Origin of the sequence: Salinicola sp. MIT1003 (assembly GCF_001858555.1) — a bacterium.
In the GTDB taxonomy this organism is placed as follows: Bacteria; Pseudomonadota; Gammaproteobacteria; order Pseudomonadales; family Halomonadaceae; genus Salinicola; species Salinicola salarius.
The window spans coordinates 1-11774 of sequence record NZ_MCAP01000031.1 but is presented as its reverse complement, the minus strand read 5'-3'; the positions used below and the strand labels follow the sequence as shown (position 1 = coordinate 11774).

Genomic DNA, 11774 nt, shown 5'->3' with positions numbered 1-11774 from the left:
CATGGCGCCGAGGAACGTCGCCCACACCATCAACAGCTGCAGGATCTCCTCGCTCCAGGCCAGCGGCGACGAGAACAGGTAGCGCATGAAGACATTGGCGATGGCCACCACGAACAGCCCGAACAGCGCCAGGCTCGCGACGACCTCATCGAGCCGCATCAGGCGGTCGAGCGCCTTGAAAAACGTTTGCATGGATATTCAACTCCTAACGGCGTGAGCAACAGCTCACGTCGCAGCGTTAAACAAAGGAAGATCGATAGCCGAGATTGCGACCGCCATCCTTGGCGGTCGCCTTTCGGGCCATCGCTGTGCGATGCCCAGAATCGCTCCCGGCGATCTTGTCAGCCGTTGATGATGTCGCTGACCTGCTGATAAAGCCCGTCGCTCCACTGCGGGAATTCCGCCGGGATCTCCTTCTGGGCACGCTCGCGGAACGGGGCGATATCCACCTCGTGCACCTGCACGCCGGCATCCTTCAACTGCTGGAGCGATTTGTCGGTCTCCTTCTCGACCAGACTGCGCAGGTTCTTGGCCATCTCCTGGCCGGTCTCGGTGAGGATCTTCTGGTCTTCCGGGCTCAGCTGCTGCCAGAACGCCTGGCCGGTAATGAAGGCTGCTACCATATGAAGGTGATGAGTCAGATTTAGATGTTTAGTAACTTCGGAAAATTTTCCTGCATATAAGGCGCTAGGTGTATTTTCGAGTCCATCCACGACCCCCTGAGCCATGGCCGAATAAACATCGCTGAATGCCATAGGTGTAGGAACCGCGCCCATGGCTGAGATAGCAGCGACGAACATGGGAGAGTTCTGAACTCGAATCTTGACCCCGGAGAGATCCTCCGGCGTCGCGATCGACTTGCGGGAGAGCAACTGACGCACTCCATAAACCGCGTTGGGAATCACGATGTGATAGCCGGCGCCTTCGACCTTTTTCTCCTGCTCAGCGAACCAGCCGGAGTCGAACACCTTGAGTTTGCTGTCGAAGTCGTCGGCCAAATAGGGTGCGTCGAGCACGGCCAGATCTGGTACCGGGTCCATAAAGTTGGAGTAGGCCGTGATGGTGATCAGCGGCGAGCCGAAGCGTGCCTGCTCCATCACCTCGGTTTCACCGCCTAGTTGCCCTGAAGGAAAAGGTTTCAACACGAGACTATTGTCACTCTTTTCTGCGACGGCCTCGGCCCATTCCCGAACGGCAACGTCGACTGGCTCGCCACGGGCATTGGCGTAAGCAACCCGAATCTCGGTTGCCGCCGTAGCCGACACAGGCCAAAGCACGGTAACCGATAGGGCCAAAAGTGGCGTCAGAAAGACAGACAGCCAGCGTAATGAAGACATGATAGGCGTACTCCTGAAATTCGTGCTTCCCCGGGTGGCTTAGTCGTAGGAGTGCGGATCAAACGACCTTTTGTCTTTGCTCTCCTAGCCCTTCGATCCCCAGACGCATGGTCTGGCCGGGCTTGAGGAAGATCTTCGGGTTCTGGCCCATGCCGACGCCCGGCGGGGTGCCGGTGGAGATCACGTCGCCCGGCTGCAGGCTCATGAAGCGGCTCAGATAGGCGACCAGGTGCGGCACCTGGAACACCATGGTCTGGGTCGAGCCATCCTGGTAGCGCTTGCCGTCGACCTCGAGCCACATGGCGAGATCCTGCGGATCGGCGATTTCGTCGCGGGTGACGAGCCACGGGCCGAGCGGGCCGAAGGTGTCGCAGCCCTTGCCCTTGTCCCAGGTGCCGGAGCGCTCGAGCTGATACTCGCGTTCGGAGACGTCGTTGACTACGCAGAAGCCGGCGACATGGTCCATGGCGTCGGCTTCGTCGATATAGCGCCCGCCCTTGCCGATGATCACGCCGAGCTCGACTTCCCAGTCGGTCTTCTCCGAGCCGCGGGGGATCTCCACGTCGTCGTTGGGACCGCAGATGGCGCTGGTCCACTTGTTGAAGATCACCGGTTCGGCGGGCGCTTCTGCGCCGGTCTCGGCGGCGTGATCGGAGTAGTTAAGGCCGATGCAGATGAACTTGCCGACCCGGCCGACACAGGGGCCGAGGCGCGTACCCGCGGCGACTTCCGGCAGGCTGGCGAGATCGATTTGCGCCAGTTGCGCCAGACCCGCATCGGAGAGCACGTCACCGGCAATGTCATCGATCTTGCCGGACAGGTCGCGGACGACACCGTTGGCATCGACGATGCCGGGCTTTTCCTGACCCTTGGGGCCGTGGCGTAGCAGTTTCATGCGGTTTCCTTTTCTGTGTCGGTTAGCGAAGTGAGTCTAGTATCGAGCTACGAGCTACGAGCTACGAGCTACGAGCTACGAGCTACGAGCTACGAGCTACGAGCTACGAGCTACGAGAACTCAGGAGGGCGATCAATTGGACCAGCCGCCGTCGATGAGTTGCACCGTCCCCGTGATGAAGCCCGCCTCGTCGCTGGCCAGATGCGTCGCCAGCGCGGCGATCTCCTCGACCTTGCCTAGCCGGCCCATGGGCTGACGGGCAATGAATTCGGCAAAGACGTCATCCGTGGTACGGCCCTGCTGGCGCGCCTGCTCGGCGACGCGCTCGCGCAGAGAGGGCGAATCGACCGTGCCCGGGCAGATCGCGTTGCAGCGGATACCCCGGGTCATGTAATCGGCGGCGACGGATTTGGTCAGCCCGACGACGGCAGCCTTGGTGGTGCCATAGGCGAAGCGGTTGACCACGCCTTTCACGCTGGAGGCCAGCGACGACATGTTGATGATGCTGCCGCCGCCATTGTCGAGCATCGTCGGCAGCGCGGCACGAATGGTGTAGAACATCGAGTCGACATTGAGCCGCTGGGCGAAGGCCCACTGGGCATCGTCGCACTCGAGGATCGAGCCGCTCGGCACCGTGCCGGCGCAGTTGAACAGTACGTCCAGCGGTGGCAGCGACTCGATCAGACTCCGTACGGCTTCCGCGTTGGTGACGTCGAGCGCATGGCACTGAGCCCCCGCCAGCCTCTCCAGCTTGGCCGCATCGATGTCGGTGGCGATGACTTGGGCACCTTCGGCCAGAAATCGCTCGACGGTGGCTCGGCCGATACCCTGGCCGGCGGCGGTGATCAACGCGGTCTTGCCATTCAAACGCATATCATATCTCCAAGTAATTGTTTAAATGTAAAATCCTTTTTCTCTTATGGAAAAACAATGCGACCAAAGTCGTTGCGCCTACATTAAGGGGTTTTATATGTATGAATTCAGTTGGTTATATTCAATTATAGATCGATGTTAGCCGTTTGGCTAATGGTGCGCTTTTGGCATATGGTTTTACATACGAAATAATATTTCAGGAGAGTACGAATGGATAAGCCTCTCGAGGGACTGCTGGTCCTGGATTTCAGTCAATTCCTTGCCGGACCTTCCGCCGCACTGAGAATGGCGGATCTCGGGGCCACTGTTATCAAGATCGAGCGCCCAGGGGTGGGAGAATTGGCGAGGCAGCTTTATATATCCGACCTTGAACTTGATGGGGACAGCACTCTGTTTCATACCATCAATCGCAACAAACAGAGTTACGGGGCCGATCTCAAAAATCCCGAAGACATGGTAAGAGTCAAAAAACTCATCGCCCGGGCGGACGTCATGATCCAGAACTTCAGGCCGGGTGTCATCGAGCGCCTGGGCTTGGGATATGAGACGGCAAGAGCTCTCAACCCCGGTATCGTCTACGGCACGGTGAGTGGCTACGGCAAAGCTGGGCCCTGGTCCCATCTTGCCGGGCAAGATCTGTTAGCCCAGAGCCGTTCCGGACTGACTTGGCTAAGCGGAAATGCCGATCAAGGGCCCATCGCCTTTGGCCTTTCGATTGCCGATCTAGCCGCCGGGGCGCATCTGGTTCAGGGAATTCTCGCCTGCCTGGTTCGTCGGGGTATCAGAAAAGTCGGTGGTCTCGTTGAGGTGAGCCTAATGGAGTCCGTGCTGGACCTGCAGTTCGAGCTTTTGACGACCTATCTGAATGACGGAGGGAAGCTGCCTGCGCGTGGCACGAGGAACAGCGCGAACGCCTATCTGGGAGCCCCTTACGGAATTTACGAAACGCAGGATGGGTATCTGGCGCTTGCCATGGGAAGTCTGGCGAAGCTTGCCGAAGCTCTCGAGTATCCGGCTTTGAACGCATTCGGCGAAAGGGAGCAGCTATTCACGCAGCGGGACGAAATTAAGCGTCTTATTGCGGAACATCTCAAGCAGCGTCCGACTGACTTCTGGACGGCGAAGCTGGAGGCCGTCGATTACTGGTGCGCGCCGGTCTGGGATTGGAATGATCTGCTCAACAGTGACGGTTTCCAGGCTCTCGAGTTCGTGCAGGAGGTGCAGCGAGACAATGGTGCCAGATTGCGCACGACACGGTGTCCCATTTCTATTGACGGCGAGCGCTACTACTGCGGGCGAGGCGCACCCAAGCCGGGGGAGCACACGATAGGGATTGACGAGAGTTTTGGGCTGAACGCGTGAAGCGGTAATACGAAACGTTCAAGGGATACTCATGATTATCGACTCACATCAACATTTCTGGGATATCACCAAGGACGACTATACCTGGCTGACCCCGGATGCCGGCTCGATTTATCGGTCTTTCGGGCCGGATGATCTCTTGAAAGAGATGAAAACCAGTAGGGTCGATTACGCGATTACCGTTCAGGCAGCCAATACCCATGACGACACACGACGCATGCTGGAACAGGCACAGGCCAATGCACAAATCGCCGGCGTTGTGGCGTGGCTTCCGCTCGAGGACCCCGGTGCCACAGCCGAAACGCTGGAAGAATATTTCCAATCGAGCGTTTCGTCATACTTGAAAGGCGTCAGGCACCTCATGCACGACGAGCCTGATGAAGACTGGATCGTCCGGCCAGACGTGATGGCATCGCTGGAACTGCTCGCCGAGCGAGAGTTGCCGCTCGACTTCATTGCCCTGTGGCCGAAGCACATCGCTCACATTCCTACATTATGCCGGGCCATTCCCGATCTCACTATCGTTCTCGACCACCTCGGCAAACCTAACCCTTTCCGCTCTATGCCGCGGCAGTGGGCTGACGATCTCGCGAAGATTGCACGTCACGACAATGTATTCGTGAAGTACTCGGGCCTGAACACGCCGGTGGGCCTTTCCCAGCCATGTCACTTCAGCGCGCAGGATATTCATCCTTTTCTGCGGGTTGCTCACGACGCTTTCGGTCCGGACAGAATTCTATGGGGCAGTGACTGGCCGATCTCACTCACCAACGGTAGCTACCGTAACTGGCTCGAGGCCTCCGTGGCAGCAGCCGAAATGCTGGGCCAGTCGGCCCGAGACAAGATCATGGCCGGTAACGCCGTCGATGTTTACCGTCTCAACCTGGGAGGATTGCGAGCTCATGCGCCTGGAAAGTGAAACCGGCCGTCCGGCAAAGCGTTTGAAGATTGGCATCATTGGTGCGGGAGAAATCGTCAGCGCCTGTCATTTGCCCGCCTATCGCGATGCCGGGTTTGAAGTCACCGCCATTCACGATAAAGACAGAGACAGGATGGCGACACTGGCCGAGCAGTTCGGGATTCCCCATGTTTGCGCCAGTATGGAAGCGCTGATCGCCTTGGACGAGGTAGCGATAGTCGATATTGCCGTACCCACCAGCGCCATGGAAATGGCGGTGAATCTTGCCTGCAAATATCGTAAACACGTGCTGTGCCAGAAGCCGATTGGTCTGGACTATCAGCAAGCCAAACGATTAGTTGCAAGCACCGCCGGTGAGCCTATCAAGACGGCAGTCAACCATCAGATGAGGTACTCGCCGGGTATCAACACTGTGAGCGAGTTGATCCGAGACGGTGCGCTTGGTGTCATCGAATACGCCGATATCCGGGTCAATGTATGGACGCCCTGGGACAATTGGCCCTATTGGAACCAGACATCGTATTTCGAGCTGCTCGCGCACAGCATTCATTACCTCGATAGCATGCGCTATCTGCTGGGTAGCCCGCAGGTCATTTACTGCGATCAGGCTTTCTCCCACTCGCGCTCCTATCGCTATCCGACGCGCACCTATATGCACCTCATCTACGAGGGCAATCTGCGAGCCAAGATCGATGTCAATCACGACAATCACTACGGTAAGGAGGACTGGTTCGCGGAATTTCGTTTCGAAGGAACGGAAGGGGTTGCCAAGGGGACCAATGGAGCTCTCTACAACTACCCGGAGGGACGGGAAGATACGATTCACTACCGTACCGATCGACAGTCCGCGGGGGAGTGGAGTACGCCGATTCTGACGGGCCGCTGGTTTCCTGATGCCTTCGCCAAGACGATGCTGGAGCTCATGGGTGCCATAAAAGAAGACCGCCCAGCATCCATAAGCTTCGATGAAGGACTGGAAACGATGAAGCTCGTCGAGGCGGCCAAGCGCTCATGTGAATTGAATCGCCCCGTCTGGCTTGCGGAGCTGGAAGGTGGGGAAGCATGAGTGTCAGGCAAAGATTGGGATCCGTCATCCGTATTAAGAGGGAATGCATCGAGCACTATATCGCTCTTCACGACAGGATCCCCGACGAAGTAGTGCATTTGCAGAATGCCGCCGGGCTCTACAATTACACCATCTTCATCCGAGAACTTCCGGATGGTTACCCCTATCTCTTCTCCTATGTCGAGTATCATGGACAAGACCTGGACAAGGATATGGAAGCGCTATCAGCTGCGCCGGCCATTCAAGAGTGGTGGGCACGCTGTAAGCCCTGTCACGAGCCGATTTTCGACCGCGCGGAAGGCGAATGGTGGGCATCGATGCGGCCTATTTTTCATCACGCCTAGTTCGCAACAATAAAGAGAGAATAGCCATGTTCTATGCAGTGTGGGGCATTTTGCTGCACGCAGTGGGGGCGGCATGTGCCTCCAGTTGCTTCGTCAGCGGAAAATTTATTAAGCGTTGGGAGTGGGATGTCTATTGGTTCTGCTTCGTCAGTGTGGGTTGGTTGCTTCTGCCCGTGATCGTGGCGTTATTTACCATTCCCGATATCGTGACTGTATTATCCAGCGTCCAGCCGTCCACAATTGCCTATACATTGCTGTTTGGATTCATTTATGGATTCGGCGGCTACGCCTTTTTGTTGGCGATTCGCCAAATCGGCTTCTCAATGACGTATTGCATCTCAATTGGTTGCAGCGCGACATTGGGCACGATAATTCCCCCGCTGTTTCTGGGGGGCGAAACGCTCGAGCGCATGCTCCATACCTCACTGGGGCTCTATATCGCCGTTGCTCTTATAGTCGGCGTGGTGGGGATGTACTTGGTTGGTCGCGCCGGTTATCGTTACGAGCGTGTCGGTGCTAAGAAGCCGGGCGAGAGCGGGGATCCTTCCCTCATCGTGAAGGGGTTTGCGGTCGCGGTCTTCGCAGGGGTGCTTTCGGCTTGCTACGGGTTTGCACTCCATGCCGGACAGCCCATCGCCGCCGCTGCTGAAGCAGCAGGTGCATCGTCTTTGTTGAAAAACAATATCGTTTTCATCTTTGCCAATGGCGGTGCCTTCATCTGCAACGTCTTCATTTCCTTTTTTCTGATTTACCGATTGCGTGCGTTCAGAGAGTTCATTGCCGGCGACAGGAAGCCGCTCGTAATCAACTACCTGCTTGCCGTACTAGGAGGTGGGCTCTGGTATTTTCAGTTCTTTTTCTATGGATTTGCCGAGCATTACATGGGGATTTTCAGTGCGGCTAGCTGGGCCATCCACATGATAATGCTGATTATATTCGCCCAGTTCTGGGGTGTCTTTTTCAAGGAGTGGAAGGGTGCGGACGCGAATGTCATGAAATCCTTGCGCTTGGGACTACTAGCGTTGACGGCATCGGTTCTGATCGTCGCCTACGGTAACGCATTCAGCTAAAACGGAGTAACTTCCATGGCAGAGGCGGTGTTGAAAGGACTTACCTGGGATCATCCTCGAGGTTTTCGTCCCCTCGAAAAGGGTGTCCCACTATTTCAGACAACCAGGCCCGACGTCTCGATTCAATGGGACAAGCGGAGCTTGAAGGACTTCGGCGAGGCCTCGCTTGAGGCTGTCATCCGGCAGTATGATCTCATCGTGATGGATCATCCCCACGTGGGCGAGGCGGCTGCACGAGAATTTCTGCTCGACTTCTCGCACTATTCGCAGCGCTATCCCGACGAGATAGCCAATGATGCCTATGTGGGCAGGAGTTGGGAGTCTTATTGGATAAATGGCAAACAGCTGGCGCTGCCTCTCGATGCTGCCACGCAGGTTGCGGTGGCTCGGAATGACCGTCTGGAGGCGCTTGGCCTGGCCGTACCTAGGACTTTCGATGAAGTTCTGGCAGCCGCGGAGCGTTGCCGCGGAACCTCCAGCTGGGTAGCCATGACCGGCTTTCCCACCGACGCCATCAGTCTGGTGATATCTCTGGCGGCTGAGCTGGGCCACCCGATCGACGATGACACCGAGGTCTTTCTGGGGCAGAGTGTTGGTGACGAGGTGTTAACCCGGGTTCAGGCCCTTGCCGAGATCGCGTTACCTGATTCGCTGGATTGGAACCCCATTCAACTTCTCGATGCCATGAGCGAGCGAGAGTCCGGCATCGTCTACTGCCCTTATACCTATGGCTACACGAACTATGCCCGGGAAGAGGCGTCTCCACGGCTGTCTTTCCATGATGCTCCGGGCGTGCAGGGGCAGGGGACCGCAAGAACTCAACTCGGCGGGGCAGGTATCGCGATAAGCGCTTTTACGGAACATCCCGATTTGGCGGTGACGTATGCGGCGTGGCTATGCAGTGGCCGCCACCAGGCCGCTGAGTATTTCGCTTATGGCGGGCAGCCGGCCAATCTTGCCGCGTGGCGAGATACAGATAATGACCGTGCCGCGAACGGCTTTTTCAGTAACACCTTGAAGTCTCACGAGCGAGCACATATGCGCCCCCGTTTCGATGGCTGGCTACCCTTTTTCGAGTCTGCCGGCGTGAAGGTCAATGCCTTTTTGCACCAACGATTGTCGAGAGCGGAACTGTTGTCCTGGTTGAACAAGGAGTTCGAACAGACGCTGCGGCGTCGACGTGCAGGGACTTGATTCCGCGAGAAATCTAGAGCTGGAGTCATGGCCGCTGTTGGCCACGAGCGGGATAGTGTTCCTTGTCGGTTATTGTAAATCTAAATTGAACTTGGCGGCCTCAGGGGATCGGTTCATCACTTCGCCATTTCCCCGGGAAGGCCAATGGCGGCTGAATCGCTGTCATTCTGTTTTGCGGGAGAGCTACGATGATGATTGTGGAAGCTTACTTCGAGGATTACGAGATCGGCAGCGAAAGAACGACGTTCGGGCGTACGATGACTGAGTCCGATATCGTGACACATGCGGGACAGACGGGAGATCACTTCCCGCATCACATGGATAAGGAGTGGTGCGCCACCCAGGAGTTTAGAGAGCGCATCGCGCATGGCACGCTTGTCTTCTCAGTCGCTGTGGGCATGACTGCCTCCGTTATCAACCCACGGGCCATGTCGTACGGTTATGATAAGTTGCGTTTCGTAAGGCCGGTATTCATTGGAGACACCATTACGGTTAACGCACGTATCAGGGACAAACGAGAGCATCCTAAGCGTCAGGAGCACGGGCTCGTTTATGAGTCCCTAACTGTGACCAAGCAGAACGGGGAGACTGTCATGGTCTGCGACCACGTCTACCTGGTCGAGCGGCGGTCATTGGAGAGAGCTGGATGACAGCGGAGCAAGAAGCAGATCGCAAGACGTCAAAGTACGTCGTGCCCGCACTGGACAAGGCGTTGGACGTATTGGAACTGCTGGCAAGTCGATCAGAGTCGATTTCCCAATCGGAGATCGCTCGCGAGTTGGGCAAGTCGACCAGCGAAATCTTTCGGACTTTGAATGCGTTAGAGGCAAGGCGATACATCCGACGAACGCATTCGGGGCAGTATCGGTTGACGTTAAAACTGTTTGAGCTGAGCCATACCCATTCTCCCTACGAAGGACTGCTGCAGGTCGCTCATCCCGAAATGCGGAGGTTGTCGGACGAAGTCGGCGAAACCTGTCACCTGACAACACTGCGAGACGGAGAGATCATTGTACTGGCCCAGCACGAGAGCCCCAGGCCATTACGTCTCTCGGTGGAGGTCGGATCGCGGCATTCGCCGTTATATACGAGCTCCGGTCGTATCATCCTCGCGACGATGGGCGAGACCGAGCGAAGCTTGTTTCTGAAAGAATACTCTGAATTCTACCAATTGCCGGGTAGTATCCGGGAATCATTTCTCACTCGTGTTGCCAATGTGCAGCAACGGGGGTACGAAATCGCCGACAGCGAACGGTTCGTTGGTGGGCTGGACGTCGGCGTTCCCATCGGCTCTCCCGGTGCAGGAGTCAAGGCTGCTCTCATCATTGCCACGCTGAAGAGCGCGCAGGGGCCGGACCCCGAGCATTTGCTGGCAGCGGCGCATAAGGCGGCGATGGCGATTACGGAGAAGGCTGGCTTACCCATCGTCAGCAACGAGGGAACGAATTTGCAACCTGATCCACCTCACTGAGAGACGATGAACTTAAATAATTGCTGGCTCCACTCTATCTTGGACTGTCAGACGCCGAGGAATACTGAACTGGCAGCTGTGGCTTGAAAATGTGTCGCTCGAACTTGACCAGAACAGGATGTCTCCGCAGCGCTTCTGTCACTTTATACTCAATCACACCGATATAAGCACCACGATGGAATACGTTCATCCCGGCGTCGAATCCATGCGTCGCGCCCTGAACGCCAGGCCACCTGTATAGTCGCTTGAGAATCAACAGACAGAGGGGGAGGGAAACCTCCCCCTCATTGTTACGATGAAGATGGGTGGGTTGACATCCATGTAGGGGTTGGCCATGATTCATAGCGCCAATGTAGTGCAGGGAGAGGGTTTCTGCATGAGTGGTGCTAAAAATTTTATGTTAGCTGGACCAAACAGCTTTGCCGCACGGCCAAAAACCCGCAACTGACTTGTAATCAGTAGGTCCCGGGTTCGACTCCTGGTGTCGGCACCAGAGCTTAGAGATTGATTCATAAGGCTTTTTAAGCCTTACAAGAGACCGCCCTTCAAGGCGGTTTTTTTGTGCCTGCCAGTTTTGTCAGAAAGTTCTGTCAGCTCTGCCTGGCATGCCTATTCCTGTCGTTCCTACCTTTCCGCTCCAGCCGCGACATTCGACCGTGGCCCCCCCATGAACTCGATGGCTGCTGGCTGCGTGGCGCCCGGCTCTGCCTCGCACCTTGGCTATTGTTAACCTACTTTATCCAGGAAGCTAAATGAGGACGCTTATTCAGTTTGCGTTCAGGTGAGCCGCCTACCCTTTGATAAAGGGCTGGTTATCAGTGTTATCAGTGAAGGGACTGGAACCCGCGGTCATTGGCTCTGGCCCAGGTTCGTTTGAATCAGCGACGCGAGGGATCCGCATGGAGCTGTTCGCTCTTCTCATCATTCTGATCGTGGTACTGGGCGCCGGGCTGCTGGTGCAGTGGCTGCCCATGCGTCACCAGCCTCGGCCCAGCTGGTCCCAGCGCGTGCCGTTTCTGGGCGGGGGGACGCCCGACAGCCACGCCTGGAGCCGCTACCACGTTCGCTACTACTCCATGACGCTGCTGTTGATCGCCTTCGAGATGGAGATGATGTTCATGTACCCGTGGGCGGTCGTGTTCGTCGAGACGGGCATGAAGGCCATGATGGAGATGGGCATGTTTCTCGCCATCCTGTCGGTGGGCATCGTCTATGCCTGGCGTGAGGGGGTGTTCAAGTGGCA

Annotated in this window: 13 protein-coding genes and 1 tRNA gene; 10 read left to right on the top strand and 4 right to left on the bottom strand. The window is 56.7% G+C overall.

Annotated elements, in window-relative coordinates:
- The 4 genes from BC443_RS11910 to BC443_RS11895 form a co-directional block, all read right to left on the bottom strand.
- On the bottom strand, positions 1-192 hold a 192-nt coding region (locus tag BC443_RS11910; RefSeq protein ID WP_139284306.1), incomplete at its 3' end, for a TRAP transporter small permease subunit.
- A 149-nt stretch (positions 193-341) separates the two neighbouring features.
- The gene (locus tag BC443_RS11905) at positions 342-1337 is read right to left on the bottom strand and encodes a C4-dicarboxylate TRAP transporter substrate-binding protein (protein ID WP_071232063.1); all 996 of its coding nucleotides are present in this window, start codon (positions 1335-1337) and stop codon (positions 342-344) included.
- A 58-nt stretch (positions 1338-1395) separates the two neighbouring features.
- A complete protein-coding gene (locus BC443_RS11900; protein ID WP_071232062.1) occupies positions 1396-2232 on the bottom strand; it encodes a fumarylacetoacetate hydrolase family protein in 837 nt (278 codons plus the stop codon).
- 132 nt (positions 2233-2364) lie between these two features.
- A complete protein-coding gene (locus BC443_RS11895; RefSeq protein ID WP_071232061.1) occupies positions 2365-3105 on the bottom strand; it encodes an SDR family oxidoreductase in 741 nt (246 codons plus the stop codon).
- Positions 3106-3315: 210 nt separating this feature from the next.
- Here BC443_RS11895 and BC443_RS11890 point away from each other — a divergent pair, with 210 nt between their 5' ends.
- The 10 genes from BC443_RS11890 to BC443_RS11845 form a co-directional block, all read left to right on the top strand.
- A complete protein-coding gene (locus tag BC443_RS11890; RefSeq protein ID WP_071232060.1) occupies positions 3316-4467 on the top strand; it encodes a CaiB/BaiF CoA-transferase family protein in 1152 nt (383 codons plus the stop codon).
- 31 nt (positions 4468-4498) lie between these two features.
- On the top strand, positions 4499-5386 hold the full coding sequence (locus tag BC443_RS11885; RefSeq protein ID WP_071232059.1) for an amidohydrolase family protein: 888 nt from the start codon (positions 4499-4501) through the stop codon (positions 5384-5386).
- The gene (locus BC443_RS11880; RefSeq protein ID WP_071232058.1) at positions 5370-6452 is read left to right on the top strand and encodes a Gfo/Idh/MocA family oxidoreductase; all 1083 of its coding nucleotides are present in this window, start codon (positions 5370-5372) and stop codon (positions 6450-6452) included. The genes BC443_RS11885 and BC443_RS11880 overlap by 17 nt, the downstream gene beginning before the upstream one ends.
- Positions 6449-6796 (top strand): L-rhamnose mutarotase, encoded by a 348-nt coding sequence (locus BC443_RS11875; RefSeq protein ID WP_071232057.1) that lies wholly within the window; start codon positions 6449-6451, stop codon positions 6794-6796. Before BC443_RS11880 ends, BC443_RS11875 begins: the two co-directional genes overlap by 4 nt.
- Entirely contained in the window at positions 6757-7866 is a 1110-nt protein-coding gene (locus tag BC443_RS11870; RefSeq protein ID WP_083387370.1) for an L-rhamnose/proton symporter RhaT, read from the top strand. The genes BC443_RS11875 and BC443_RS11870 overlap by 40 nt, the downstream gene beginning before the upstream one ends.
- A gap of 15 nt (positions 7867-7881) precedes the next feature.
- Complete coding sequence (locus BC443_RS11865; protein WP_071232055.1) at positions 7882-9060, top strand: extracellular solute-binding protein; 1179 nt, start codon at positions 7882-7884, stop codon at positions 9058-9060.
- Positions 9061-9248: 188 nt separating this feature from the next.
- Entirely contained in the window at positions 9249-9710 is a 462-nt protein-coding gene (locus tag BC443_RS11860) for a MaoC/PaaZ C-terminal domain-containing protein (protein WP_210766286.1), read from the top strand.
- Positions 9707-10531 carry an IclR family transcriptional regulator gene (locus BC443_RS11855; RefSeq protein ID WP_071232054.1) on the top strand — a complete coding sequence of 275 codons (825 nt, stop codon included), beginning with the start codon at positions 9707-9709 and terminating at the stop codon, positions 10529-10531. The genes BC443_RS11860 and BC443_RS11855 overlap by 4 nt, the downstream gene beginning before the upstream one ends.
- 346 nt (positions 10532-10877) lie before the next feature.
- Positions 10878-11024 (top strand) — tRNA-Thr (locus BC443_RS18825).
- Positions 11025-11430: 406 nt separating this feature from the next.
- A partial coding sequence (locus tag BC443_RS11845) for an NADH-quinone oxidoreductase subunit A (RefSeq protein WP_071232053.1) occupies positions 11431-11774 on the top strand: 344 nt, incomplete at its 3' end.